24 protein-coding genes and 1 tRNA gene are annotated in these 25,029 nt (G+C 63.8%); 9 read left to right on the top strand and 16 right to left on the bottom strand.

Translation table 11 applies throughout. The features are described from left to right. Positions 1 to 21: 21 nt before the first annotated feature. Entirely contained in the window at positions 22 to 1,014 is a 993-nt protein-coding gene (locus HCN50_RS04215) for an L-threonylcarbamoyladenylate synthase (protein WP_171708326.1), read from the bottom strand. Between the two features lie 69 nt (positions 1,015 to 1,083). Between HCN50_RS04215 and HCN50_RS04210 the strand changes: the two genes are divergently transcribed. Continuing rightward, a tRNA-Pro gene (locus HCN50_RS04210) sits at positions 1,084 to 1,160 on the top strand. Positions 1,161 to 1,438: 278 nt separating this feature from the next. Here the strand turns inward: HCN50_RS04210 and HCN50_RS04205 are convergent. Then, positions 1,439 to 1,606, bottom strand: a complete 168-nt coding sequence (locus HCN50_RS04205) for a hypothetical protein (protein WP_171708325.1) — start codon at positions 1,604 to 1,606, stop codon at positions 1,439 to 1,441. 340 nt (positions 1,607 to 1,946) lie between these two features. Here HCN50_RS04205 and HCN50_RS34680 point away from each other — a divergent pair, with 340 nt between their 5' ends. The 3 genes from HCN50_RS34680 to HCN50_RS04195 all read left to right on the top strand — a co-directional run bounded on the left by HCN50_RS34680 (position 1,947) and on the right by HCN50_RS04195 (position 3,851). After that, a complete protein-coding gene (locus HCN50_RS34680; protein ID WP_376700244.1) occupies positions 1,947 to 2,180 on the top strand; it encodes a DUF6894 family protein in 234 nt (77 codons plus the stop codon). Continuing rightward, positions 2,180 to 2,425, top strand: coding sequence for a DUF6894 family protein (locus HCN50_RS04200; RefSeq protein ID WP_171708324.1), 246 nt, complete (start codon positions 2,180 to 2,182; stop codon positions 2,423 to 2,425). The genes HCN50_RS34680 and HCN50_RS04200 overlap by 1 nt, the downstream gene beginning before the upstream one ends. A gap of 127 nt (positions 2,426 to 2,552) precedes the next feature. After that, positions 2,553 to 3,851, top strand: coding sequence for a hypothetical protein (locus tag HCN50_RS04195; protein WP_171708323.1), 1,299 nt, complete (start codon positions 2,553 to 2,555; stop codon positions 3,849 to 3,851). Positions 3,852 to 3,911: 60 nt separating this feature from the next. On the opposite strand, the gene HCN50_RS34190 is transcribed toward HCN50_RS04195, so the two are convergent. The 3 genes from HCN50_RS34190 to HCN50_RS04185 form a co-directional block, all read right to left on the bottom strand. After that, positions 3,912 to 4,043, bottom strand: a complete 132-nt coding sequence (locus HCN50_RS34190; RefSeq protein ID WP_283812041.1) for a hypothetical protein — start codon at positions 4,041 to 4,043, stop codon at positions 3,912 to 3,914. A gap of 96 nt (positions 4,044 to 4,139) precedes the next feature. Beyond that, a complete protein-coding gene (locus HCN50_RS04190; RefSeq protein WP_171708322.1) occupies positions 4,140 to 4,331 on the bottom strand; it encodes a hypothetical protein in 192 nt (63 codons plus the stop codon). Between the two features lie 187 nt (positions 4,332 to 4,518). After that, the gene (locus tag HCN50_RS04185; protein WP_171708321.1) at positions 4,519 to 5,631 is read right to left on the bottom strand and encodes a LysR substrate-binding domain-containing protein; all 1,113 of its coding nucleotides are present in this window, start codon (positions 5,629 to 5,631) and stop codon (positions 4,519 to 4,521) included. On the opposite strand from HCN50_RS04185, the gene HCN50_RS04180 reads away from it, so the two are divergent. Further along, positions 5,630 to 7,381: an acyl-CoA dehydrogenase family protein gene (locus HCN50_RS04180; RefSeq protein WP_171708320.1), complete on the top strand. Its 1,752-nt coding sequence runs from the start codon at positions 5,630 to 5,632 to the stop codon at positions 7,379 to 7,381. The genes HCN50_RS04185 and HCN50_RS04180 overlap by 2 nt on opposite strands. Positions 7,382 to 7,384: 3 nt before the next feature. Then, on the top strand, positions 7,385 to 8,167 hold the full coding sequence (locus HCN50_RS04175) for a 2-keto-4-pentenoate hydratase (protein ID WP_171708319.1): 783 nt from the start codon (positions 7,385 to 7,387) through the stop codon (positions 8,165 to 8,167). Here the strand turns inward: HCN50_RS04175 and HCN50_RS04170 are convergent. After that, complete coding sequence (locus HCN50_RS04170; protein WP_171708318.1) at positions 8,158 to 8,487, bottom strand: hypothetical protein; 330 nt, start codon at positions 8,485 to 8,487, stop codon at positions 8,158 to 8,160. The genes HCN50_RS04175 and HCN50_RS04170 overlap by 10 nt on opposite strands. A 224-nt stretch (positions 8,488 to 8,711) precedes the next feature. Between HCN50_RS04170 and HCN50_RS04165 the strand changes: the two genes are divergently transcribed. Further along, a complete protein-coding gene (locus HCN50_RS04165) occupies positions 8,712 to 8,912 on the top strand; it encodes a hypothetical protein (RefSeq protein ID WP_171708317.1) in 201 nt (66 codons plus the stop codon). Positions 8,913 to 9,714: 802 nt separating this feature from the next. Next, complete coding sequence (locus HCN50_RS04160; RefSeq protein ID WP_171708316.1) at positions 9,715 to 9,957, top strand: hypothetical protein; 243 nt, start codon at positions 9,715 to 9,717, stop codon at positions 9,955 to 9,957. A 146-nt stretch (positions 9,958 to 10,103) separates the two neighbouring features. On the opposite strand, the gene HCN50_RS04155 is transcribed toward HCN50_RS04160, so the two are convergent. The 7 genes from HCN50_RS04155 to HCN50_RS04125 form a co-directional block, all read right to left on the bottom strand. Then, positions 10,104 to 11,072, bottom strand: a complete 969-nt coding sequence (locus tag HCN50_RS04155) for an ABC transporter ATP-binding protein (RefSeq protein ID WP_171708315.1) — start codon at positions 11,070 to 11,072, stop codon at positions 10,104 to 10,106. Continuing rightward, on the bottom strand, positions 11,069 to 12,061 hold the full coding sequence (locus tag HCN50_RS04150) for an ABC transporter ATP-binding protein (protein WP_171708314.1): 993 nt from the start codon (positions 12,059 to 12,061) through the stop codon (positions 11,069 to 11,071). The genes HCN50_RS04155 and HCN50_RS04150 overlap by 4 nt, the downstream gene beginning before the upstream one ends. Continuing rightward, entirely contained in the window at positions 12,061 to 12,978 is a 918-nt protein-coding gene (locus HCN50_RS04145) for an ABC transporter permease (RefSeq protein WP_171708313.1), read from the bottom strand. Before HCN50_RS04145 ends, HCN50_RS04150 begins: the two co-directional genes overlap by 1 nt. Then, entirely contained in the window at positions 12,944 to 13,903 is a 960-nt protein-coding gene (locus tag HCN50_RS04140) for an ABC transporter permease (protein ID WP_171708312.1), read from the bottom strand. The genes HCN50_RS04145 and HCN50_RS04140 overlap by 35 nt, the downstream gene beginning before the upstream one ends. A 27-nt stretch (positions 13,904 to 13,930) precedes the next feature. Beyond that, complete coding sequence (locus HCN50_RS04135) at positions 13,931 to 15,721, bottom strand: peptide ABC transporter substrate-binding protein (RefSeq protein ID WP_171708311.1); 1,791 nt, start codon at positions 15,719 to 15,721, stop codon at positions 13,931 to 13,933. A 303-nt stretch (positions 15,722 to 16,024) separates the two neighbouring features. Next, positions 16,025 to 17,443, bottom strand: a complete 1,419-nt coding sequence (locus HCN50_RS04130) for a M20 family metallopeptidase (protein WP_171708310.1) — start codon at positions 17,441 to 17,443, stop codon at positions 16,025 to 16,027. 141 nt (positions 17,444 to 17,584) lie between these two features. Further along, on the bottom strand, positions 17,585 to 18,784 hold the full coding sequence (locus tag HCN50_RS04125) for a multidrug effflux MFS transporter (protein ID WP_171708442.1): 1,200 nt from the start codon (positions 18,782 to 18,784) through the stop codon (positions 17,585 to 17,587). Between the two features lie 284 nt (positions 18,785 to 19,068). On the opposite strand from HCN50_RS04125, the gene hemC reads away from it, so the two are divergent. Beyond that, complete coding sequence (gene hemC, locus HCN50_RS04120) at positions 19,069 to 20,055, top strand: hydroxymethylbilane synthase (protein WP_171708441.1); 987 nt, start codon at positions 19,069 to 19,071, stop codon at positions 20,053 to 20,055. 56 nt (positions 20,056 to 20,111) lie between these two features. Here hemC and HCN50_RS04115 read toward each other — a convergent pair whose 3' ends face one another. From HCN50_RS04115 to HCN50_RS04105, 3 genes are all read right to left on the bottom strand, one after another. Further along, complete coding sequence (locus HCN50_RS04115; protein WP_171708309.1) at positions 20,112 to 22,646, bottom strand: branched-chain amino acid ABC transporter ATP-binding protein/permease; 2,535 nt, start codon at positions 22,644 to 22,646, stop codon at positions 20,112 to 20,114. Then, on the bottom strand, positions 22,643 to 23,518 hold the full coding sequence (locus HCN50_RS04110; protein ID WP_171708308.1) for a branched-chain amino acid ABC transporter permease: 876 nt from the start codon (positions 23,516 to 23,518) through the stop codon (positions 22,643 to 22,645). Before HCN50_RS04110 ends, HCN50_RS04115 begins: the two co-directional genes overlap by 4 nt. Before the next feature lie 101 nt (positions 23,519 to 23,619). Then, a complete protein-coding gene (locus HCN50_RS04105; protein ID WP_171708307.1) occupies positions 23,620 to 24,864 on the bottom strand; it encodes an ABC transporter substrate-binding protein in 1,245 nt (414 codons plus the stop codon). Between the last annotated feature and the right edge of the window lie 165 nt (positions 24,865 to 25,029).

The following is a 25,029-nucleotide window of genomic DNA, read 5'->3' as shown; positions in this document are numbered from 1 at the left end:
TTCTCTTTCATTCCCGCCCGTTCATTCTCGTCCAACTGCTGCGCGGCGCAGCCGGTCGTTGATGGCTTCGCCCAATCCCTCGTTCGGAATCGACATCACCGCGATGGTGCGCACGCTCTTGCCATCGAGCGCGCGAAGGTGGCCGAACAGATTGGCGGCGGCTTCGTCGAGATCGCCACGCTCCGACAGATTCATCACGGCGGAGGCGGCGTCAATTCCCGAAATTGCTCCGAGGCCAAAGGCGAGCAATGCTTCGCCCGGCTCCAGCGCGACGGCATTGAGCCGCACGCGCGCGCGCGGCGCGTAATGAGAGGCCAGCATGCCCGGCGCCAGCGGCTGCCCGTTGTCGCTTTCAGCATCCGCCGGCGGTTGCGCGAGCGCGCGGCCCAGGACGCGCTCAATATCGGCGCGCGGCAGGCCGCCGGGGCGCAGCAGCATCGGCGCGTCAAAGCAGCCGACAATCGTTGATTCAACGCCGACCTCGACCGCGCCGCCGTCGACGATCAGGTCGATCCGTCCTGCGAGGTCGCTCTGCACGTGGGCGGCCTTGGTGGGCGAGACGTGGCCAGAGATGTTCGCCGATGGCGCCACCACCGGGCCGCCGAACACGCGCAGGATGTCGCGCGCGATCCTGTGCGCGGGAATGCGGACCGCGACCGTGTCGAGGCCCGCGGTCGCGAGGTCGGCGACAGGGCAGTCGTGCGTCTTCGGCAGTACCAGCGTCAGCGGGCCGGGCCAGAACGCTTCGGCAAGCGCGGTTGCAGCGGTGTCAAAACGGGCGATCCGGCGTGCGGCGGCGATATCGCCGACATGGGCGATCAGCGGGTTGAAGGCCGGCCGGCCCTTGGCCTGGTAGAGGCGGGCGATCGCGGCCGGGTTGGTGGCATCGGCGCCGAGGCCGTAGACGGTCTCGGTCGGGAACGCGACCAGCCCTCCTTTCGAAAGCGCACGCGCGGCCGCCGCCACGGCGGCCTCGCCGGCAGGCAAAATCTGGGTGTTCAGGCCAGCATCCACTGTGATTAATTTCCTTAAATGGGCTGCTTGCGGTCGCCGAAACCCAAGGCTATAAGCCGCCTTCCAAGTCGGAGTGTGGCTCAGCCCGGTAGAGCACTGCGTTCGGGACGCAGGGGTCGCAGGTTCGAATCCTGCCACTCCGACCATTATGCTTGCCATTCATTTATCAGGGCTTTTTGTGATTGCTGGCGGTTCCCAAGTCAACCGCCGATTCCCCTTCCAAAAGCCGAACGCAGCCCTACGTTCCCGCGGCGCATGGCGTCCGGGCCTTGCCAGCTTCACCCTCCAAATCGGAGAGAGCAGGGAATGCCGGGTGTGCCGGCTAGCACCCCGCGCTCTCGTGTGCCGGTATGCGGAAAGCAAATGCACACGAGCATACAGGTAGGCTATCTTTGGTTGTAGTCATGGCGCGTTGTTCGCGAAGCTACGTCTCCGAGCGCACCGCTTCATCAATCTGCACGTCTTCTTCAATCTGAACTTCGAACCAGCCCAGATCGGTTAGCTCGCGTGCTTTCTTTTCGGCCGCTTCCCGGCTTTCCCGCTTCAAAACGATGCGGCTGGCGCCATCGCGGGCAAAAATGAAAAAGGTCATTTCGGATTTCTGTTTTTCGTCTGCGAGCGAATGAAAAAGGTCGCAGGCATTTTCGCACTGCGACCTTGCCGGTGCAAATATTCAGTAATGAAAACGCTCGATCCGCCAGATGCTTGGATACTGATCCAGGCAATGGGGATAGTGGAGTCATAATTGCTGTTCCGGATTAGGAACAGCGCCGATGTGGCATCAAGGCGACATGATTGGTTGAAAGACCCGAGCTTGCCGACGATTCTACGACCACGGTAGCTCGCAGCCTGGATCTTTCCTTAAGCCAAAGGAGGCAGAACCGCGATCATTGGGATTAGGAACTCGCGCCCGTGGCCGGCGTTTGAAGGCCATGACGAGATATTATTTCGACCTGATCGGGGAGGTCCCTGCCAGAGACTTCCTGGGGCACGAATGCTCATCGGAAATGGAGGCGAGAGAGCATGCCAGCTTTATCGCTCACCGGATCGGAAACGAGCACCCTCACTTCGTGAAACCTGGAAATCAAATTGCGGTGCGAGAGGAAGGCGGAGACGCCTTCTATCAGGCGCCTATTGCTCTGACGAGCCGTTCGGGCCACCACTGATGCCGTTCTATTACTTCGACCTTCTGGTTGACGGCCAGCCGAACAATCAGGGCGGCATGATCCTGGAGGATCTTGCGGTCGCATCCGATCGAGCCGACGCGTTGGCGAGCGAGCTCCGCACTCTCAAGCCAGAGCTTCGTTCGAAGAATTGCTTCGTCCGCGTCGTGGACGAGAACAGCACTGAAATCTATCGCACGCCGCTCGATCCCGTTCCGAGCTGGTCGGTGCGTTCGTCGCAAAAATGAAATCTGCCGTGTCAGGGGAGTGCCCGGCGGACGGAAGGTCCGGTTGAGGTCGATCGAGGTTCTCTCCTGATGGACCCGTTGCTGTCTTGAAGCGTTTAGATCCGGTGGCTAATCGGCGAAGATTTACGTGGAGACCGTTGAAGCGTACCTGGATCGGAAGCACACGGAGCTCAGGTTGATTAACGACTGCCTGAGACATCCCCTGCCATTGACCTGTCCGCGGTCGGTCAGCGAAGTCATCAGGCACAAGTTTCAGCTCACCGCCGCGCTCAAGGCTGAGCAGGCCCTGCATGATTGGAACGTCACCGAAACGGCGTGGGCCCACCCCAGCCAGCGGCGCATCGGTCCATTCGAATTCAGATACGACTACCAGCGCGCCGATCTCGATGTGCGCGGCCCCTCCTTTTACGAACTCGAGCGCAGCGCAATCGAGACGGTCTATACGGCTTCCGGCATGGCCGCGATCTCGGCGCTGCTGTTGGCGTCTGCCCGCGTGATCGGAACAGCGGACATTCTGGTGCTGCCCGGCTCCTATGGTGAGACACAGGAGTTCATCGAGGGCTATGCCGATCGCTTGCGCATGATCACGCTGAACCCCTCCACAGACGGGACGGCCAGCCGGCGATCAGCTCCATCACAACTGCTGCTGGATTCGTCCGCATCTGCGCCGGCGTTTGAAGCGGGGCTGCGCCGGCTGGATGCGGTGCCTGATCTCTTGATCTTCGATACCACCTGCTTCTCCAGCGGCTCGGGCCGTATCCGACGCGTCCTGGGACATGCTCGCAAGCTGGCTATTCCCGTTGTCATGGTGCGTAGCCATACCAAGCTGGATTCGCTCGGGGCAGAATACGGTCGGCTTGGCTCCGTGGTTTTCGTCGATTGGGCAAAGAACGTTCGCGGCGGATCAAAGATCAGAGAGCTTCCGGCTGAGACGCGAAATGCCGTTCGGCTACTTGGCGGCGCCGCCGTGCCGGCGCACTTTCCTCCGTACATCGGCACTCCGCTATATCGCGCGCTGACGAACAAGCGGATCGCGGCCATTTTGCGCAACAGCCGCCGCGCCAGTCGCTATTTCGCGACGGCGCTCTCCGGGCTAACGGCCGAACTCCATTTCGTTCACGGCCTCTATGTCACGGTCAGCAGTCAGCAGCCGCTTGATGAGGCGACAGCGAAACGCGCGGCTGCGGAAATGAGCCGCGATCTGGCACGGGCGGGCCTGCCGATCCAGCATGCGGGAAGCTTCGGCTTCGATTTTGCCGCGACAGAGTGGTTCCATAACCCCACAACGCACCGTTATAGCGTGCGCATTGCGGTGCCCGATCTTCCCTCTGCAATCTGGGATGACCTTGTGGCGGCGATCGCCCAGTGGTGGCCGGCGCACCAGGGCCAAGTGGCCGCTGCAACCCGGTCGCCGTGCGCGCCCTGACCTTGAGGCGAAAGGCCCGCAGCCTCTGAGGCGGGAGACGTGATGCCGCGCGCTGCCCGTTCAGAACATCCAGCGTCGCGGCGGCGCACCGGCTTCCGGGGGCCGCGCACGGGTGATCAATTCGGAAACCAGGATCACCGCGGCGCAAGCGATGATCGTAATGGTCGCCATCAGAAGAACGGTTTCGAGCATGGTCGCTCCTGAAATCTCCTCAGCAAGACGTCAGGCGAATCACCTCTCCGTAATATACTACGGAGTTATTGCACGTTGCGGCCTCGCCGCCGGCCATCAAGCGGCGGGCCTGACTTGTTGCGATGGTTGCGGCTCAATCGTTAACGGCTCAATCGTTAACGCCTCGGCTTGCGCGCGGCATTCGGCCGCGAAGGCCTCAAGCCGGCTTACCGTCAGCGTATCGAGAATGCGCTTCGACAGCCGTTCGGCGCGGGCAGCCTGCTGCAGCAGTTGTTCGAACTTGCTCATGACCCAACCCTCATTGCCTCAGATAATTTGAGGCAAATCACTTCGTTCCTGCCATGCTCCATTCTTGCTTAATGGGCGGTAAAATCTGTGAACCAGATCACCTTGGCTCCTGGCGCGCGGTGTGGCGTAGTGACCTACGGACGCAACTCGGATTTTCCGGCTCGATCCGTGCCGGTGAGGGCTTCGGTCACGTCAGCAACTTCCGGCGGACACCAGACGCCGGCGCGCCGTCGCTCCGGGTCGCGGAGGCATGACTTGACGGCCCGGTGCGTGCGTCGTTCAGCCAGGCGACGAAAGCGGTCACCGCGGGATCATCCGCCATGCGCTGCTCGTATTCGAGCACGAATTGCCGGCGCGTCGGACGAACCGCCGGATGGGCCTTGACCAGAGTGCCGCGGGCGAGATCGGGCGCGAGAAGGCCGTCGATAGCGATGGCGACGCCCATGCCGGTGGCCGCGGCCTCGATAGTCAGGCCGAGGCTTTCGAAGCTGCTGCCGCCCTGCACGGGCACATCGGCGAATTGCGCGTGATCAAGCCAGCGCCGCCAATCGTCTGGGCGCGGCCGCGCATGCAGAAGCGGAACGGACGCGAAATCCACCGGGCCGTTCTTCATGAACGCCGGCGCGCAGACCGGCACGGTCGCGATCGGCATCAAGGAGTGGGTGACGAGCCCGGCGCGCGGCTGTCCGTCCGAGACGGCGATCACCGCGTCGAAGCGGCTGGCCAGAAGGTCGAGCGGATTGGAGCTGGTGTGCAGGTCGATTTCGAGCTCGGGATAGGCCGCGTTCAGCGTGGGCCAGATCGGCAGCAGGAAGCGCGAGACGAAGAAACCATAGACCCCGACCGAGAGGCGCCGGAAACGCCGCAACCGCAATCCGTCGGCGGCATCGGCAATCCGGTCCAGGGCCTCGCGGGCGGAGTCTGCAAAAGTCTTCCCCGCGGAGGTGAGAACCAGGCCGCGCGAGCCGCGCAGGAACAGGGCGGTCCCCATGCGTGCTTCCAGCGCGCGGACGTGCCGGCTCACCGCGCCGACCGTCACGTTGAGCTCATCGGCTGCCCGGGTGATCGACAAGTGCCGTGCCGCGGCCTCGAACGCCCGCACCGCATGCAGTGGAGGAAGTCGTCGTGATGCCATGGCGCAAAGCTTAATGGAAAAGGATCGGGCGGCAAACGGGGGCGTTGAGTCTGGCTCAAGCCGCCGACCCAAGAAGTCGTTTGCGCGGGCGCTTTCCGGGTCATACGCCGGTAATCGCCGCCGGGCCTGGTCCACCAGGCCGGCGGAGCCGATGGAGATGCCCATGACCATTCACACCGATCTGACCGGCCGCGACGCGGCGGCCCGCCGTTCCGGAGCGTTGGCGCCCACCTGTCGCGGGCTGAACTATTATTCGGCCGACCGCAGCCTGCGCGATCTCTTGCCCCATTACATGGAGGCGCCGCTGCTGGCGCATCTTGCGCCGCATCTGGCCGAACTCGGCGAACTCGCCGGAGGCCGGCTGCATGACCTCTCGGACCAGGCCGAGCGCCATCAGCCGGTGCTGCATCCGCGCGACGGCTATGGCCGCGACGAGGAGTGGGTCGAATATCATCCCGCCTATCGGGAGATGGAAAGCATCGCGTTTGGAAAGTTCGGCATGCACGCGATGTGCAACCGCGGCGGCGTGCTGGGCTGGCCTTCGCCGATGCCGCCAATCGCAAAATACGTCTTTCACTATCTGTTTGCGCAAGCCGAGTTCGGCCTGCTTTGCCCCGTTAATCTCACCGACAGCTCTTCGGAGCTGGTGCGCCGCTTCGGGACGGATGAACTGCGCGAGCGATATCTTGCGCGGATGTGGAGCCAGGATCCCCTAACGCTGCTGAAGTGCGCGCAATTCATGACGGAGAAGACCGGCGGCTCCGATGTCGGCGCCGGCGAGCTTGTGGCGGTGCGTGACGGAAAGGACTGGAAGCTGTGGGGCGAAAAGTGGTTCTGCTCCAACGTTGACGCCGAACTGGCGGTGCTGCTCGCGCGGCCCGAGGGCGCGGTGGCCGGTGGGCGCGGCCTCGGCCTGTTTCTGATGCCAAAAATTCTTCCCGACGGACGGCGGAATTCGTACCGGATCCTGCGCCTGAAGGATAAGCTCGGCAGCCGCACCATGGCCAGCGGCGAGATCGTGTTCGAGGGCGCCGCGGCCTACCAGCTTGGCGAGCTGGATCAGGGTCTCAAGCAGATGCTGGTGATGGTGAATTCGAGCCGGGTGTCGCATCTGGCGCGCGCGGCCGGCATGATGCGGCGATGCCTCAACGAGGCGTTGGTCGCCGCGCGGCATCGCAACGCGTTTGGGCGCGCCGTGATCGACCATCCGCTGATGCGCCGGCAGTTGCTCAAGCTGATGGTGCCCACGGAGCAGGCGCTGTCGGCGCTGCTCTACTCGGCGACGGCGTCCGACAAGGTGCTGCGGCTACTGACGCCGATCGCAAAATATCGCGCGTGCCGGGACAATGTCACGGTCGCCACGGGTGCGATGGAAGCGCGCGGCGGCAACGGCTACATCGAAGACTGGCCAAACGCACGGCTCGTTCGCGATGCCCATCTCGGGCTGCTCTGGGAAGGCACCAGCAACATCAACGCGCTCGATGCGGTCCAGCGCGCGGTCGGGAAGGCGCGCGGCCACGAAGCGTTGCGTGACGATCTCGGTCGCCAGTTGGAGAACGTGGCTGACATGCCGGGTCAGTTCCGCACGCGGCTTTCCGGCGCGCTGGCGGACGCGATGCGGTTCGCCGAACGGGTTGCCGCCGATCCGGAGAATGAGCGCTTCTGCAGGATCGCTGCCGGAAAACTCTACCACGCGACCACGGCCGCACTATTGGCATCCGAAGGCACGCGCATCGGCAGGGAAGCGGGCGATGCGCGCCGCCTCTTGCTCTCGCGCTTCGTGCTCGAGCATCGCCTGGCCGAACATTCCTCCACCAATCTTGAGGCGCAGCAATGGGAGAATGAAGCGATCGATCTCTTGCTCGGCGATGCGCCGGTTTCGTTGCAGCGGGCGGCCGCGCTGGTGCAGGGGTAGGCCATGGAGATTGCGCTTCAACGCGAACTCGCCCGCCTGCTCGCGACGCTGCGCCGGGAAGGGCGCCCGCAGAGCGGCCTCGATCAACGGCTGGTGCCGCCGGACAAGGCGACGGCCTATGGCGTCGCCGCCATCGTCGCGGACGAACTGGGCTGGGAAGTCGTCGGCTGGAAGATCGCCGCGATGAAAGAGGGGCTGCAGCGCCAGCTGCGCACGGACTCGCCGATCTATGGCCGCGTGTTCGCGCCGATTGTGGAATCGCCTGTCAGCGTCCAGCACGCCAAACTCTGCAGCCCAATTCCCGAGGTCGAGTATCAGGCGCGGCTCGGGGTCGATCTGCCGCCGCGCGAGAAGCCCTATACGGTGGCGGAGGTCACCGAGGCGGTGGTCTCGCTGCATCCGGGAATTGAACTCGCCGAATGCCGCTTCGTCCATGATGCCGCGTTTCCGCCGCTGCCGGCGATCCTCGCCGACGGCGCGGGAAGCGGCATGATCGTCTGTGGCGCCGCGATTCCCGACTGGAAGACGCGCGATATCGCCGCACAGGAAGTTTTGTTGACCTGCAACGGTACGCTGCGCCGCAAGGGCACGGCCGGCGAAGCGCTCGATCATCCGATGGTGCCGCTGACCTGGCTCGCCAATGAACTCTCGCGCACCGGCATCGGAATGAAGGCGGGTCAGACGATCAGCACGGGGACGCTGACGGGCATGCTGCGGCCGAAGCGAGGGGAGACCTACGTCGCGGATTTCGGTCCGTTCGGAAGCGTCAGCGCGACCTACGCGTGATCGGAGGAGCGGCCCTGCTTGGGAAGATCGCCAAGGAGATTCGACAGCTTGACGGCAAGCTTTCGAAGCCGGGCATTCTCTTCGAGCAGGCGCCGCATATTGCTGGCGTCCTGAACCTGCGCCTGACTGTCGCGAAGTCCGTCGACCTCGTCGAGCAGGGGCGACAAGGCCGCAAGCAGCTTTTCATCCCGATCCGACGTGTCTTCCGCCTGACGCAGGTGACCGGCTTCATGCAGCGGTACGACGTTATTGGCCCGTTCGAGGTTTCGATACGGGATGACGCGGGCCTGTCCGTGATGCGGCGGATGTTCGATACCCATGACAAGTTCCTGATCACAAGGTGGCCCGGTCGTGGGCTCAATGACGAGCATTCCATTGAGTCGAGGGCAAATTTGCGTCGGAAAGGCAACGACGAAGTGGCTGGCGGAGAAGCCACACTTCGCTCACGTCACACGGCAGATCGGATTGGGCCAAATTTTTGACGTATGGCCGGCCTTTCTGAACGTCTGCGCGGGCTGGGGAGCCAACATTTTAGGGGCGATTGATGACGGATTTCCTGACCAATGCGGATCACTGGCGCCGGCGCGCGGAGCGGACGAGGGCACTAGCTGCAACCGCCGCCAAGGATCAAGGGCGTCTGCTCAAAGTAGCGGAAGAGTACGATCGCCTGGCGGCGCTAGCCGAAGGGCGGCGAAGCACGCCGGTCGCAACCGGTTCCTACGTTCCGGCAAGCCAGCCCGAATAACCCCGCTTGAAGCGAAAACGCTGAAAGAGCGCGCATTTCCATTTCGGCCGGCAGCATGATGTTGCCGGGCCGGAAAATGCGCCCCCGTAGCCAGATGTGTGACCTGTAAAACACAACCGCCAAGCAACGTTCAAGGCATTGTGATCGTGCGATTGCAGGGGAATCAACGAATCGCCTAGACCGTGAGCGGGGCTGGGAAGCGGAGAGTTAGTATGAGAGTCGCTTCCTTAGAGAGTGTATTGACGGCGGCTACGCTGGTGTTGGCCATCGTCATCGTGCTGTGGGGAATCAAGATTTTCCACGGTGTGTGAACAGGCGAGCTGGCGTCGAACTAGAGACCTCCGGTCAAGAGAGGTTCGCGACAAGAGCACACTTCCGCGGCGGCGGAGGCCTTTTCATTTCTAGTTGCCGACGTCTGGTTTCGCCGGAAGCTCGTCCCTTCTGCGCGCGTTTCGAGTTTGGTTTACGGCCTGGCGCGATTCCGCACGGGCCGCAAGAGGTATTGGTTGCAAGACCCGCAATGCATTTTGGTTATTATCTGATGATCGCAGCGCTCGTTCTCATGGGCCTGGAAGTCCTTTATGCGCTCTATCAATTGGTTACATTCCTTTAAATCGCACGCGCAGGCTGCAGTTTCGTCCCGCGCCGGGCTTTACGACTTGCCGCAATCACGCCGCTTTAGCGCCGGGGTCGTCTTCGCGCGATTCCAATTTTAGTCGCAAATTTGCCGGCCGACTCACATCATTCTCCGCGCGCGACAGCGACTGGGGGCCGTTCCGCTTTTTAAATTGGAGTATCAATCATGCGAGTAGACCATCCGCAGCTTAATCAGCGAGATCGCCGCGCAGAACCTTCATTTTGGGTTGCAGAACCGACCGACGACGCCTTTTCACTGCTCGAGAATGCTCTTAGCGGGGATGAGCCGGCCCTGCGCCGCGACGAACATGCCGACGAAGTCAACGCGCTGATCGAGGAGAATGCCCGGCTTCGGGAGCTGTTGTCCCAGCTTTCGGACCTGATCCGCAAAAACGGCGTTTCGCGCTAACGCCACGATCCGATTTTCGGCTCCGCCCCGGCAGAACGGTTCAACCGCTGCCGGGGCGGGGCCGTATTTGAATCTCCACATTGTCATGAGTTCGTGAGCGCTAACGCGCCGGGCCTGTGGTGGCGCTGCCGCAAATAGGCGCTGCGTCAGGCCAGGTGGCATGCCACGAAATGTCCGTCGCTGCCCTGTTTCAGTTCAGGGGCGCTCTCCCGGCAACGCGGCTCGGCGATCGGACAACGGGTATGAAAGTGACAGCCGCGCGGCGGGTTCATCGGGCTTGGCACGTCGCCCTGAAGGCGGATCCGCTTGCGCTTGATCTTCGGATCCGGCACCGGCACCGCGGAGAGCAGCGCCTGGGTATAGGGATGCCGGGGATGCCGGTAGAGGTCGCTCGCGCTCGCCAGCTCGACGATGCGGCCGAGATACATCACCGCCACGCGGTCGGAAATATGCTCGACCACCGAGAGATCGTGGGCGACGAACAGATAAGTCAGGTTGAGCTCGGCCTGCAGATCCTCCAACAGGTTGATCACCTGCGCCTGGATGGACACGTCGAGCGCGGAAACCGGCTCGTCGCAGACGATGAACTTGGGCTCTACCGCAAGCGCCCGCGCGATCACGATGCGCTGGCGCTGGCCACCGGAAAATTCATGCGGGTAGCGACGCATGTGCTCGGCCTTCAGTCCGACCTTGACGAGCAGGCTCGCCACGCGGTCCTCGCGCTCGCTGGCCGAGCCGGCGAGGTCATGGATGGTGAAGGGTTCGCCCAGGATCGCGCCGACCGTCATGCGCGGATTGAGCGAGGCAAAGGGGTCCTGGAAGACGATCTGCATGTTGCGCCGCATGGCGCGCAGGTCGCCGCCGGAAAGGCCGCGCACATCGCGTCCGTCGAAGACGATCTCGCCTTCGCTGGGTTCGACGAGGCGCAGCACGCAGCGCGCGGTGGTGGACTTGCCGCAACCGGACTCGCCGACCAGTCCGAGCGTTTCGCCGCGATTGACCACGAAAGATACGCCGTCCACCGCGTGAACGCGCGCGACCTCGCGCGACAATAACCCACCCTTGACCGGAAAATGCTTTTTCAGGCCGCTGACGCTCAGCAGGGGTTCGCTCACGGTGTCCCTCCTTGCGTGTCGCCAAGGTGGCAGGCCATGCGATGGCCCGGTGCGACCTCGCGCAGAACCGGTTCCTGTTCGGCGCAACGACCAAAGGCGAAGCGGCAGCGCGGCGCGAAGCGGCAGCCGGGGGCGGGATTGATCAGGATCGGCACCGAGCCGCCGATCGCCTCCAGCCGGGTCTTGTGCGCGGCATCGAGGTCGATGCGCGGGATCGAGCGGATCAGGCCCTGCGTATAGGGATGGCGCGGGCTGTCGAACAGGCTTTCGACATCGGCCTCTTCCACCACCTTGCCGGCATACATCACCACGACGCGCTGCGCGGTTTCCGCTACCACGCCCATCGCGTGGGTGATCAGCATGACGGCCATGCCGAAGCGGTCCTTCATATCCTGCAGCAGGTCGAGGATCTGGGCCTGTATGGTCACGTCGAGCGCGGTGGTCGGCTCGTCGGCGATGACAAGCTTGGGCTTGCAGGCCAGCGCCATCGCGATCATGACGCGCTGGCGCATGCCGCCCGAGAACTGGTGCGGATAGTCATGCACGCGCGCTGCCGCGTTGGGAATCTGCACCAGCTTCAGCATTTCCACGGTGCGGGCCAGCGCGTGCTTGTGCGAGAGACCTTCGTGGCGGCGCAGGCTTTCGGCGATCTGCTCGCCGACCGTCAGCACCGGGTTGAGCGAGGTCATCGGCTCCTGGAAGATAAAGCCGATGTCCTTGGCCCTGACATCGTCGAGCTCGCGGCTGGTCAGTGGCACGAGATCGCGGCCCTCGAACATGATCTGGCCTGCGACGATACGGCCCGGCGGCATCGCGATGAGCTTCAGGATCGACATCGCGGTGACAGTCTTGCCGCAGCCGGACTCGCCGACTACGCACAGCGTCTCGCCCTTTTGAAGCGTGATGTCGACGCCGTCGACCGCCTGGACCATGCCGTCGTCGGTGGCGAAGTGGGTCTTGAGGCCCTTGATTTCGAGCAATGGGGCCATCAGATCACCCGCCGCGCGTCGAGCGCATCGCGCAGGCCGTCGCCGATGAAATTGATCGCGACGACCGCGATGAAGATGGCGCCGCCCGGAAACATCGCCCAGTGCGCTGCGATGTCGAGATAGTCCTTGGCGTCGAACAATAGCCGTCCCCAGGTCGGGGTATCAGGCGGGAAGCCAAGGCCGAGAAACGACAGGGTCGATTCCGCGATGATCGCCGCCGCCACGTCGATGGTGCCCGCGATGATCACCGGTCCGACGGCGTTGGGCAGGATGTGCCGCACGACCTGCCGCAACGGGCTGGCGCCGAGCGCGCGCGCGGCCTCGACGAATTCCTTCTCGCGCAGCGACAGGAATTGCGCGCGCACCAGGCGGGCGACCGGCATCCAGCGTAGCCCGCCGATGACGAGCACGATGAGAATGAAAATACCGCCCTCGGGGCCGAACACGGCCTTCAGCCCGTCGCGGAACAGATAGATGAGAAGCAGCAGCAGCGGCAGTTGCGGCAGCGAAAGGAACAGGTCGGTGAGCCACATCAGCGCATGGCCCAGCGCGCCGCGCGACATGCCGGCAAGCGCCCCGATCAGCGTGCCGACGAGGACGGCGACCGCCATGGCGGCAAGGCCGACCGCGAGCGATATCCGTCCGCCGTAGATCATGCGGGCGAGAATGTCCTGCCCGAGGTCGTCGGTGCCGAAGGGATGGGCGAGCGAGGGGCCTTCGAGGCGGGAGGTGAAGTCGATGTCGTTGATGCTGACGCGCCAGACGAAGGGGCCGAACACCACCGCCGCGATCAGGGCGAGCAGCAGGAATGCGCTGACCACGGCGAGCCGGTGGCGGCGATAGCGCCGCCAAGTCTCCCGCCACGGCGAATAGGTGCGCCGCTCAACGGAAGGAGATGCGAGGGTCAAGCCAGCCATACAGGACATCCGCGATCAGGTTGAACAGCACCACAAGACAGGCGAACACGAAGGTCACGGCCATTACGACCGGCGTGTCGTTGGAGAGAATCGATGAGATCAGCAGCGAGCCGATGCCGGGAATGCGAAAAATCTGCTCGGTGACGATGGCGCCGCCGAATACGGCCGGCATCTGCAGCGCGACCAGGGTGACGACCGGGATCATCGCGTTGCGCATCGCGTGCTTGACGATCACCCTTGCTTGCCCGAGACCTTTGGCGCGGGCGGTGGTGACGTAGTCGAGACGGATCACATCCAGCATGGCGGAGCGCACGAAGCGTGTCATGGAGGCCGCCTGGAACAGGCCGAGCACCATCACCGGCATGATGGCCTGCCGCACTTGTTCGATTACCCAACGGAAGCCGGTCGCCTTGATGTCGGTGGTATAGACGAACGGCAGCCAGTCCAGCGTGATCGAAAACACCAGGATGAACAAAAGGCCGGTAAAGAAGGTCGGCAACGAAAAGCCGATGAAAGCGAGCGTGTTGGCGATCTGGTCGAAGATCGAATAGGGCCGGGTGGCGGCGAAGACGCCGACCGGTATGGCGATCAGCAGCGCCAGTATTTGCGCCGAGCCGATCACGTAAAGCGTGGTCGGCAGGCGCTGCAGGATCAGCGTATCGACGTTCATCCGGCTGACAAAGGAAAAGCCCCAGTCGCCCTGCGCCATCGCCGCGAGCCAGCGCAGGTAGCGGACATAGACCGGATCGTCGAGGCCGAACTTGGTCCGAAGCGCCGCTGCCACTTCGGGCGGCACGTTTGGATTGGTCACGAGCTCCGCGAACGGATCGCCGGGCGCCAGCGCAAGCACCGTGAACAGCACGAGCGAAATGCCGAGCAGGCTCGGCACTGCGATCAGCAGGCGACGCAGGATATACTGCCGCATGAGGGACGACCCCGCCTATGCCGGCTTTCAGGCCTCTCGATACCAGTCCTGGATATTGTCGGTGTCGTTGGTCCAGCCGCTGAGCACCGGGCGCAGCGAGTTGACTGCCGCGCCGACCTTAAGGCGGTGCTGCACGGCGATCGTCACCGTGTCCTGCCACATGATGTCGTTGGCCTTGATATAGAGTGCCGCACGCTTGACCGGATCGGTTTCAGCCTCGGCCGCATCGATCGCCGCGTCGAACTCCTGGTTGACCCAGCGCGGGAAATTCCGGCCCTGCCACTTGTTTTCCTTGGTGGCCACGAAGCGCGAATGAAAGCGCCGCATGTGCTGCGCCGGGTCGGGCTGCGTCATCGGAATCTGGAACATCTCGATGTCGGCGTAGAACTTGGAATAGGTGTCGGGATTGGCGACGTCGGAGGAGAAGAACACCGAGGCCACCACCGATTTCAGTTCGATGTCGATGCCGGCCTTCCGGCAGGCCTGCTTGACGATCGCCTGGGTTTTCTGCCGCGGGCCGTTGATCGAGGTCTGGTACAGGAGTTTCAGCTTCTTGCCGTCCTTCTCACGAATTCCGTCAGCCCCAGCCTTCCATCCAGCTTCCTCCAGCACCTGAACCGCTTTCTCGACGCTGAACTCCCATTTCGTGTTCTTGGAGACGAATTGTTCGGGACCGTTGAGGAAGTTGGCCGTGGTGCGTCCGGCGCGACCGTAGATGTGCTTTTGAATGCCATCGCGATCGACGAGCAGCGCCAGCGCCTTGCGAACGGCCGGATCGGACAGCAGCGGATGCTTGGTCTTGATCGACGAACGTTCGCCGTCGATCTCGGTGTTGGGATCGGTGAAGTTCAGCGCAATGAATTCGATGTCGCCGCCGGTCGAATAGACGGTCTTGCCCTTGCCGCCCTTCTCCAGGCGCAGCAGGACCTCGTCCTCCACCTGCATGTTCCAGGCATAGTCATACTCGCCGGTCTGGATCACCGCGCGCGCCGCCGAGACGGCATCGCCGCCGCCCTTGATCTCGATCGTATCGAAGTAGGGACGGTTCGGCATGTGGTAGTCGGGATTGATTTCGCCGCGCACCAGGTCGCCCGGCTTGAACTCGACGAACTTGTAGGGACCGGTGCCGACCGGCTTCAGATTGTTCGGCGCCTCGCGGGATTTGGCGCCCTTGTATTCGGCAAACAGATGCTTGGGCAGGATGCAGCCGACCACGGCGACGAAGGCATCGGCCCAGAACGGGGTCGGATTCTTGAACAGGACGCGGACGGTGAGGTCATCGATTTTTTCGACGGTGATGTCCTGGTAGACGCCGATGGTCAGCGCCGCGGTGGCGGGGTCGCGGGCGTATTCCCAGTTGAACACGACGTCGTCGGCGGTGAAAGGCTTGCCATCGTGCCATTTGACGCCGGGCTTGAGCTTCCAGGTCACCGACTTGCCGTCGGCAGCGAGACCGCCGTTTTGAATCGACGGGATTTCCGCAGCGAGAATCGGGCAGAGGTTGCCGTCGGCGTCCCAACTCGCGAGCGGCTCGTAGAACAGGCGCGAACCGTCCTGGTCCTTGGTGCCGGTGGCAAAATGCGGATTGAGCAAGGTCGCTCCCTGCCACCACAAGAGCTTCAGCGGACCGCCGCCGCCGCGCTTGGTCGGCTTGTAGGGCGCGGGGCTCTGCGCCATGGCCACACCGCCGACCGCGAGGATCTGCGTCGCCATCGGCGCGGTGAGACCGAAGGCAAGCATCCGCTGAACGAAGGCGCGGCGATCCATGCGGCCGTCCTTCACCTCATTGATCATGGTCCGCAGTTCGGTGTCCAGCATCGTTGTCCCCGTCTGGTTTTGGCGTTGTGCGGCGCGCCGCCGGGCGGCAGCGTCAGGTGTCCCGGGATAAGATGGCACACCAAATGCTCCGGAGGTCAATGTCCACCTGTCAACAATTGGCAGCATGGAAGTGGCCAATGATTTCTGCTTGGGCAGAAACCGCGTTGCGGCGCACATCGCGTTGGCATTCCGGCGGTCCTGCCGCGTCAAAGCGCGCAAAATTGCGCTTTGCACTGCAAAAAATTTGTTCGCCGGATCGGCCGGGCCAAGTCAGGACAGGGTCAGGACAGGATCAGATCAGGGTCAGGTCAGCGACATGTCCAGCGGCGGCGCAACGCTGTCCGGCAGCGGGCTGACATAGGGGGTGCGGGACGTGCGCCGCTTCAGGTCAGCCTTGGCGGCGGCGATCAGCTCCGGTTCCGTCAGCGCCCTGACGCCGAGCCCCGCCATCGCCTTGGCGGCCTGCACCATGGCCTTGTGGGCATGCGGGCTCTTGCCCTGCGCCACCACCTGCCAGGTGTGCAAGGGGGTGCCGATGGCAATGGTCGGGGCGTGAACCTGAACGGTCGGCACCACCCAGCTCACGTCGCCAACATCGGTCGATCCGATCAGCGGGTTGCGCTTGGCCTCCAGCGGCACGATGAAATCGGCCAGCGGCCGGTCGGTCGGCTCCATGCCGATCGTATGATAGATGGTGGCGATGTCCTTCTCGGTCAGCGTCGAGCGGATTTTCTGCGCGAAATCCTTGTCGGCGTCGTCGAAATGCGGCGGGCCGAGCTCTTCCATGATGGCATGGAGCGCCTGTTCGAGCGGCGTGTTGGGCAACAGGTTGGAAACGGCGGAAATGATCCGCATCTCCACGCGCGTCTCGGTCATCAACGCCGCGCCTTGCGCGATCTTGTGCACGCGTTCGACCAGCTCGTTCATGCCAGGCAGGTCGCGGGCGCGGATCGAATAGCGCACGCGCGCATGGGCCTGCACCACGTTGGGCGCGATGCCGCCGGCGTCGAGCAGGGCGTAATGAACGCGGGCATCGCTCGGCATGTGTTCGCGCATGTAATTCACGCCGACATTCATCAATTCGACCGCATCGAGCGCGCTGCGGCCGAGATGCGGCGAGGCCGCCGCATGCGAGGTGCGCCCGGTGAAGATGAAATCGGCGCGCGTGTTGGCGAGCGAAGGGGTGACCACCACCTCCCAGAAACTATGGGGGTGCCAGGTAATGGCGATATCGGCGTCGTCGAAGGCGCCATCGCGCACCATGAAGGTCTTCGCGGCGCCGCCTTCCTCGGCGGGACAGCCGTAATAGCGCACGCGCCCCGGCACTTTGTGCTCGGCAAGCCAATCCTTCACCGCGGTGGCGGCAAGCAGGGCGGCCGAACCGAGCAGGTTGTGGCCGCAGCCATGGCCGTGGCCGCCAGCCTCCAACGGGCGCGGTTCGGCCACGCCAGCTTCCTGGCTGAGACCGGGCAGCGCGTCATATTCGCCCAGGAACGCGATCACGGGCCCGCCATCGCCCCATTCCCCCATCAGCGCGGTCGGAATGCCGGCGACTCTTTCGGTGACGCGGAAACCCTGATGGCGCAGCTCGGCGAGATGTTCGGCGCACGATCGCGCCTCGGTGTAGCAGACCTCGGGTATCGCCCAGACCCGGTCGCTCAAGGCGGTGAATCGCGGCTTGATCGTATCGACGCCACGCCAGATGTTGCTGCGGTTATCCATCTTCCGATTTCCCAAACGCGACGTGAGTTGCGGAATTGTTATCAGCTTCGCCGGACCACGCCCAGCCGTCAGCGGAGATCAGCCATGCGGTCGTGACGGAACGAAGGCGGCGCTGTTATGTCAGCACACGCAATCGGACCATCACATCTTGATGCCGTGGGGCCTGAACAGCCGGCCCTTCTCCACCACCAGCACCACCGCAAGCGCGGCCAGCGTGCAGAGCAGGAAGCCGGTTGCGAACGGCACCAGCGTGCCGTCGTAGTCCTGGCCGATGGTGGCGCCGACACCGATGCCGAGCAGAGTGGTGATCGAGCCATACAGCGACGCGGCGGTGCCGGCGATATGGCCCTGCGGCTCCATGGCGAGCGCGGTGAAATTGGCGATCATCAGCCCGAACGCAAACATCATCGATACCGAGAGCACCATGAACAGCGGTAGGGGCAGCATCTGCAGTTTCGCCGCCGCCAGCATGGTCGCGGCGATCACCACGAAGCCGATCAGCGCTGCGTGGGAGATCACGCGCATGCCGAGGCGGCCGACAAGGCGGGAATTGACGAAGCCGGCGATGGCTGTTCCGACGGCAACGCCGGCAAACGCCAGAGGGAAGTAATGCCCGAGCTGGTAGATGCCGGTGAACACCTGCTGCGAGATGAACACGAAGGCGAACAGCGAACCCAATGTGCCGCCGGCAACCAGCGCGTAACCCAGCGTTTGCCGGTTGGTGACGGTCTGGCGGAAGGCATCAAGCACCTCGCCGACCGCGAGCGATCTGCGACTGGCCACCGGCAACGTCTCCGGCATGCGAAGCGCGCTCCAGACCAGCGCCACCACGCCATAGAGCATCAGCACGATGAAGATGCCGCGCCATTGCGTCAGCAGCAGCACGGCCTGGCCGAATGCCGGGGCTACGACCGGCACGGCGATGAACACCATCATCGCCAGCGACATCACGCTCGCCATGCGCCGCCCGGCGTAGCAATCGCGAACGATCGAGGTAGCGATGACGCGCGTGGCCGAGGTGCTGAGGCCTTGCAACGCGCGCGCCAGCAGCAGCGTCTCGAACGAGGGAGCCGCAATCGCGAGCAGGCTGGCGGCGCAATAGACGGCCATGCCGCCGAGCAGGACCGGCCGTCGCCCGAACCGGTCGGACAGTGGGCCCATCACAAATTGGCCGACGCCGAAACCGACCAGAAAGATCGACAGCACCATCTGCGGCCGGTTGACTGAAGTGATGTGGAAGGCGGACGCGATGTCCGGCAGCGCCGGCAGCATCATGTCCATCGCAATCGGATTCAGCGCCATGATCGACGCGATCACGATCACGAATTCGGGAAAGCCCATCGGGCGGTGGCCGGAAGCGGCCACGACATTGGCACTGGTGTCGGACAAACTGGAAAAACCCTCTTGCAGGCGGGCACTCTATTGATTTTGGTGCGTTGCACAATCCGCGTTTTGGGAATGGCTGCCCGTCTGCGGGGACCTTGAAGCGGCTTTGTTCGACAGTGGCCGGTTCACGCTGACCGATGGCCAAAGCCGTTGTTCTGACTGGCCGCTTGCTCTATCCCCTAGGCTCCAAACATTGGCAGTGACCGCCTTCGAACGGAGACCTCGTGTCGGGACAGACCTTGAAGATCGGCACGCGCAAGAGCGCGATGGCGCTGGCGCAGACCGAAGCGATCGCGCGGTTGTTGCGCGCGTCCGATCCCGCGCTCGGCGTCGAGATCGTCAAGTTCGAAACCCGCGGCGACCAGGATCAGGCCAGCAAGCTGCTGCGCCATGGCGGCAAGGGCGGCGCCTTCGTCGCCGAAATTCGCGAGGCGATGCGACGCGGAGAGCTGCAGGCGGCGATGCATTCGCTGAAGGATGTTCCCGGCAATGAGGAGACGCCGGGCCTCGTCATCGCCGCGACGCTGCCGCGCGACGCGGCCAATGACGCGCTGGTGCTGCGGCCGGGGCTTTCGCTCGATGTATTTCGCGCTTCGCATGGCAAGGGCTTCAAGATCGGCACCAACGCGGTGCGCCGCGGCGCCTATCTGCGCCGGCTGTTTCCGGAGGCCACCGTGATTCATTTCCGCGGTGCGGCCGACACCCGCGTCGCCAAGCTCGATCGCGGCGACAAGCAGCGGCTGCCCGATGGCGGAGAGGTCGGTCCGGCCGACGCGCTAGTCATGGCAAGGTCGGGGCTCGAGCGTATCGGCATGGCCTCACGTATCATCCATGATTTTTCGGCACGCGAGATGCTGCCGGCGGTGGGGCAGGGTATCGTCGCGGTCGAATGCGTCGAGAAGGACTGGGCCACGCGCGGCCGCCTCGCGAGGATCGAAGACGCTTCGTCGCGGCTCTGCGCCGAGGCCGAGCGCGAGGTGCTGTGGGTGTTGAACGGCCACTGCAACTCGCCGATCGCCGGCCACGCCACGCTTTCGGGCCGCGACATGACGCTGACGGCGGCCGTGCTCGATGAAGCCGGCGACAGCTTCATCGAGGCATCGCGGACTGGCGCGGCAGATCGCCCCCGCGAACTCGGCCGCGCGGTCGGGCTTGAGCTGCTCGAGAAGGGTGCCGCCGAGATTATCGGGCGGACCAGACCCGAGGAAGATTCGCTGCTTTCGTGAGGGGGCAGATATCGTGAGGGGGTGATATCGCGCCCCCAAGCGATGACGCGGTGAGATTATAGCCACAAAATCTTCTTGCGGTATTCGAGATCGGTCAGCAGCGGCTGCGCCGGCCCCTGATGGAACACCGCGCCGCGCTCCAGGGCGAAGACGCGGTCGGCGAGCGCCAGCACCAGATCGAGATTGTGCTCGACGATCACGATCGAGATGTGTTGCCGGAGTCGATCGAAGACCTTGAACAGCTCTAGGATCACGGCGGGCGCCAGCCCCTCGAACGGCTCGTCGAGCAGCAGGAGCTTGACGTTACCCGACATCGCGCGCGCCACGGCCACCATCTGCTGCTCGCCGCCGGAGAGATAGTCGGCGGCAACCTCCATGCGCTCCTTCAGCCGCGGGAAATAGTCGAAGACCTGCGCCTCGTCCCACACCACGCCGCTGCTGCCGTCGGTCTTGCGGGCGAGACGCCCGAGCGCGAGATTTTCCTTGACCGTCATGCCGGCGAACAGGCCGCGGCCCTGCGGCACATAGCCGATGCCGGCGCGCGCAATCTCTGGCGCCGGCAGGCGGGAAATGTCGGCGCCGGCATATTCGATGGTGCCCGATGACAGCGGCACGAGGCCGGCGAGCGTCTTCAATAGTGTTGACTTGCCGGCGCCGTTGCGGCCGAGCAGGGCGACGATCTCGCCCTCGCGCACATCGAGCGTGGCGTCGTGCAGGATATGGCTCTTGCCGTAGAACGTGTTGACGCGATCGAAGCGCAGGATTGGGACGGCGCTCGCGCGGGCATGCTCGCCCGCGATGTGCTCCACCTCGGGGACGCCGGTGCCGGTATAGATCTCTTGCACCCTGCGGTCGGCGCGCACCGCCTCGGGCGTATCGGTCATCAGCACTTCGCCCTGGTTCATCACGGTGACCGTTCGGGAGAAGCCGAGCACGCGGTCGATGTCGTGCTCGACGATCAGGACCGGAATATTGATTGCGATGTTCTTGACGAGGTTTGCGACGCGCTCGCGCTCGGCGGCAGCAAGGCCGGCCAGCGGCTCATCGAGCAACAACACCTGCGGCTTGGAGCCGAGCGCGATGCCGAGGTCGACCAGCCGCTGCCCGCCATAGGAGAGCTCGCCGCCTTCGATGGTCTCGATACCTTGCAGCCCGAGGAACTTTATGAGCTCCGCGGTCTCGGCGTGGATATCCCTGTAGTGGTCGATGTCGCGCCAGAGGTTGAAGCGGCCTTGGCTCTGCGCCTGCAGCGACAGGCGCAGGTTTTCGTAGATCGAAAGACCCTTGAACAAATTGGTGATCTGGAACGAGCGCGCCAGCCCCCGATGGCAGATCGCCTCCGACGGCACGCCCTGGATCTCGCGGCCGTTCAGCCTGATGGTGCCGCTGTCCGTTGGGTAGAGGCCGGAGACCAGATTGAACAGCGTGGTCTTTCCCGCGCCGTTTGGCCCGATCAGCGCATGGATTTCACCGGCGCCGACGGTCACGCTTGCATCGGTCACGGCGCGAATGCCGCCGAATGTTTTTGAAACGCCGCGCACGTCGAGCACGGTGCCCTTGAGTGCCTTCGGCTGCAGGAAAGCCGGCAACGGCGGGCCTTGGTAGATTTTTCGCCTGCTCATGGCGGCGGCCTCTTCCGGCGGCGGCCGCCAGCGCTTTACCAGTGTCGCCCAGATGCCGACGAGGCCGCCCGGCGAATACAACACGAAGGCCACGAAGACGAGGCCGAACCAGAGCAGCCAGTTCGCCGTCCAGATCGAGAACAATTCGCGGAACAGGATGAAGAACAGCGCGCCGATCGCCGGCCCCAGCATGCTGCGCATGCCGCCGATCACGACGATCGCGAGCAGCTCGCCGGAGAACGGCACCGAAACCGCTTCGGCCGATACGAGATAGTTCTGAAAGCCGATCAACCCGCCGGCAAAGCCGGTCACGACTGCCGAAATCACGAAGACGCCGAGCTTGTAGCGTTCGACCGGATAGCCCTGGAATGTGGCGCGCAACTGGTTTTCGCGGATCGCCATCAGCACGTGGCCGAACGGCGAGCGCACGAGCCGCAGCAGGAGATAGAGCACGCCGAGACAGAGTACCGAGACGGCGATGTAATAGTTCAGCGCATGGTCGAGGCTGAATGGACCGATGCTGCCGCGCTTTAGGCCACCGAGGCCGTCCTCGCCGCCGGTCACTGCCGTCCAGCGGAAGGCAATGGTGTAGGTCAGCGCCGACAGCGCCAGCGTCAGCAGCGAGAAATAGACGCCGCGCCGGCGCAGGATGACGAAACCGACGAAGGTCGCGATCACCGCGACCGCGATCGCCGCCAGCGCGAGCGGCAGAAAGATATCGCCACCGAACCAGTTGCGCTGGATCAGACCCGCCGCATAGGCGCCGATGCCAAACCAGGCACCGTGGCCGAACGAGACCAGGCCGGTATAGCCGATGCAGAGGTTGAGCCCCATCGCGGCAATCGCGAGCGCCACCACCGTGGTGCCGGTGTTCAGCGAAAGACCGAGCAGGTAAAGGCCGAACGGCAACGCGATGACGGCGAGGGTGGCTGTTAGCAGCGGGCGATATTTGGCGAACGTGGTTTTCATTCGAACTTCTCGATCCGTTCGCCGAGCAGGCCGCGCGGCCGCACCATTAGCACCAGGAACATCAGCACGTAGATCGAGGCTTCGCCGGCGGCCGGCGCGAAATGGATGGTGATGCCTCTGACGACACCGACGAGCAGGGCTGATATCACGACGCCCCAGAAGCTGCCGAGACCGCCGATCACCACGACGACAAAGGCAACCGTGATGATCTCCGCGCCCATCGCCGGATGCACGATCGTGATCGGCGCAAAGAACGCGCCGCCGAGGGCTGCCATGCCGACGCCGAGCATCACGATCGCGGTCATGTAGGGCTGCAGGCGGATGCCGAGCGCTGCCACCATGTCCGGCCGCTGGATGCCGGCGCGCACCACGCGGCCGAACGAGGTCTTGTGCAGCAAGAGCCAGACGCCGAGCAGGACGGCGGCGACGACAGCGAGGATCAGCAGGCGATAGCGCGAGAACAGGAAGTCGCCGAGAAACACCGAGCCGCGAAAGACCTGCGGGATCGCGGCCGAGATCGGCGGCGCGCCCCAGATGATGCGGATCGCCTGCTCGGTCACCATCGCGAGGGCGAATGTCACGAGCAGGCTCAGGATCGGATCGGCGCTGTAGAACCTTCGCAGGACGAACCGCTCAAAGAGAATGCCGAGCAGCGCGACGGCGACCGGCGACAGCACCACGGCCGAACCGAAGCCGAGATATTTCGTGATCTCGACGGAGATATAGGCGCCGAGCGCATAGAACGCGCCATGCGCGAGATTGACGATGCCGCCGACGCTGAAGATCAGCGATAGCCCGAGCGCGATCAGGAGGTAATAGCCCCCGAGCACCAGGCCATTCACCACCTGTTCAAGCAGGAATCCGAACTGCATCTGCGATCCGCGATCTCAACACGTGCCTTGAAAAAGAGACGGCGCCGGCCGATCCATGCCGGCGCCGCAACGCCAGTGTGCCCGACGCCCAAATCGAGCTTCTACGCCTTCATGTTGCAGGGATTTTGCGTCTTCGTCGGGTAGATCGATTCAAGGTCAGCGCCGGCGGCCGGAACGGCCTCGCCGAGCACCAGCATGTCCCACTTGTCCTTCATCTCGCCCTTCGGCTTCACTGTGAACGGATAGGCCTCCTGGACGAGCTGATGGTCCCACGAGCGGAAATAGGCCTTGCGCGCCTTCATGATGTCGAACTGCGTCTGCTTCTCGAAATGGCCGATCAGCGCGTCGCTCTCGGTCGACTTGGTCTCGTTGATCGCCTGCGCGATCATTTTCAGCGTGATGTATTCGATCCAGGCATGGTTCTCCGGCGGCTTGCCGTATTTCTTGCTGAAGGCCTCGACGAAGGCTTTTGAGGCCGGATTGTCGAGCGTGTGATACCAGACCGTTGGCCAGGTGCCGGAAAGATTGCCTTCGCCCATCGCCCAGGCGTCGCCGGTGTTGAGGTTGAATCCGACCAGCGGATAGGGGAAGCCGAACTCGGCGTATTGCTTGACGAGGTTGGTGACCTGGTTGCCGGCGAGGTTGCAGCACACGACGTCGGGCTTGGCCTGCCGCACCTTCAGCAGATATGGGCTGAAGTCGGTGACATCTGTCGCGATCAGCTCGTCGCCGATCAGCGTGGCGTCGTTGGCGCTGAAGAAGGCTTTGGCGGCCTTCAAGAGGTCGTGGCCGAAAATGTAGTCGGCCGTCAGCGTCACGAACTTCTTGCCCTTCACCAGGCCCTTCTGCAGAAGCGCGGTGCCGACCGCGTTGACCATCACCGTGTTCGGGATGTCGCAGTGGAAGGAATAGCGGTTGCAGTCCTTGCCGCGCAGCGCGTCCGAGCGCGCGCCGGTCGAGAAGAACACTTTCTTGTTGCGTTCGGCGACCTGCATGATGGTCAGCGACGAGGCGGAGGAGATTTCGCCGAGCAAGAGCGCCGCGCCGTCCTGCTCGATCATGCGCTGGGCCTTGGTGGAGGCGGTGGCAGGATTGACCGAGTCTTCCGACATCAGGTCGATCTGCCTGCCCATGATGCCGCCGGAGGCGTTGATTTCTTCCGCTGCCATCTTGACGCCGAGCTGCGCGTAGCTGCCGATCGCGCCGAGAAAGCCGGTCAGCGGCACCAGATGTCCAATTTTTATCCGCGCGGCCTGCGCGCTGACGACGGATGGAAATCCGAGTGTCGAGGCGGCGGCGAAGGCGGCTCCGCTCTTCAACAGAGTACGTCGGCTGTAGCGGGTCATTTGCTGATCTCCTCCCCGAAAGCACATCGCGACGTTCTCTCTTCCGCCCGCATATGCGACAATGTGAGAGACGTTCTTTTATTATTGTAGGATATTTCCGGACGCAGTCCGTCCTGTCAACGCCAAATGCGTCGTGGCCGCGCAGAAGCGCGCACAGAGGCAATT

It is taken from the genome of Bradyrhizobium archetypum, assembly GCF_013114835.1.
In the GTDB taxonomy this organism is placed as follows: Bacteria; Pseudomonadota; Alphaproteobacteria; order Rhizobiales; family Xanthobacteraceae; genus Bradyrhizobium; species Bradyrhizobium archetypum.
Note: the sequence above shows the minus strand (reverse complement) of the source record. Positions and strands in the feature narration are given on the sequence as shown.

Coding starts and splice junctions, on each gene's coding strand:
- HCN50_RS04205 (WP_171708325.1), bottom strand. CDS start 1,606: ATGACCTTTTTCATTTTTGCCCGCGATGGCGCCAGCCGCATCGTTTTG.
- HCN50_RS34680 (WP_376700244.1), top strand. CDS start 1,947: ATGACGAGATATTATTTCGACCTGATCGGGGAGGTCCCTGCCAGAGAC.
- HCN50_RS04200 (WP_171708324.1), top strand. CDS start 2,180: ATGCCGTTCTATTACTTCGACCTTCTGGTTGACGGCCAGCCGAACAAT.
- HCN50_RS34190 (WP_283812041.1), bottom strand. CDS start 4,043: ATGCTCGAAACCGTTCTTCTGATGGCGACCATTACGATCATCGCTTGC.
- HCN50_RS04190 (WP_171708322.1), bottom strand. CDS start 4,331: ATGAGCAAGTTCGAACAACTGCTGCAGCAGGCTGCCCGCGCCGAACGG.
- HCN50_RS04180 (WP_171708320.1), top strand. CDS start 5,630: ATGACCATTCACACCGATCTGACCGGCCGCGACGCGGCGGCCCGCCGT.
- HCN50_RS04185 (WP_171708321.1), bottom strand. CDS start 5,631: ATGGGCATCTCCATCGGCTCCGCCGGCCTGGTGGACCAGGCCCGGCGG.
- HCN50_RS04175 (WP_171708319.1), top strand. CDS start 7,385: ATGGAGATTGCGCTTCAACGCGAACTCGCCCGCCTGCTCGCGACGCTG.
- HCN50_RS04170 (WP_171708318.1), bottom strand. CDS start 8,487: ATGGGTATCGAACATCCGCCGCATCACGGACAGGCCCGCGTCATCCCG.
- HCN50_RS04165 (WP_171708317.1), top strand. CDS start 8,712: ATGACGGATTTCCTGACCAATGCGGATCACTGGCGCCGGCGCGCGGAG.
- HCN50_RS04160 (WP_171708316.1), top strand. CDS start 9,715: ATGCGAGTAGACCATCCGCAGCTTAATCAGCGAGATCGCCGCGCAGAA.
- HCN50_RS04150 (WP_171708314.1), bottom strand. CDS start 12,061: ATGGCCCCATTGCTCGAAATCAAGGGCCTCAAGACCCACTTCGCCACC.
- HCN50_RS04145 (WP_171708313.1), bottom strand. CDS start 12,978: ATGGCTGGCTTGACCCTCGCATCTCCTTCCGTTGAGCGGCGCACCTAT.
- HCN50_RS04140 (WP_171708312.1), bottom strand. CDS start 13,903: ATGCGGCAGTATATCCTGCGTCGCCTGCTGATCGCAGTGCCGAGCCTG.
- HCN50_RS04135 (WP_171708311.1), bottom strand. CDS start 15,721: ATGCTGGACACCGAACTGCGGACCATGATCAATGAGGTGAAGGACGGC.
- HCN50_RS04130 (WP_171708310.1), bottom strand. CDS start 17,443: ATGGATAACCGCAGCAACATCTGGCGTGGCGTCGATACGATCAAGCCG.
- HCN50_RS04125 (WP_171708442.1), bottom strand. CDS start 18,784: ATGGGCTTTCCCGAATTCGTGATCGTGATCGCGTCGATCATGGCGCTG.
- HCN50_RS04115 (WP_171708309.1), bottom strand. CDS start 22,646: ATGAAAACCACGTTCGCCAAATATCGCCCGCTGCTAACAGCCACCCTC.
- HCN50_RS04110 (WP_171708308.1), bottom strand. CDS start 23,518: ATGCAGTTCGGATTCCTGCTTGAACAGGTGGTGAATGGCCTGGTGCTC.
- HCN50_RS04105 (WP_171708307.1), bottom strand. CDS start 24,864: ATGACCCGCTACAGCCGACGTACTCTGTTGAAGAGCGGAGCCGCCTTC.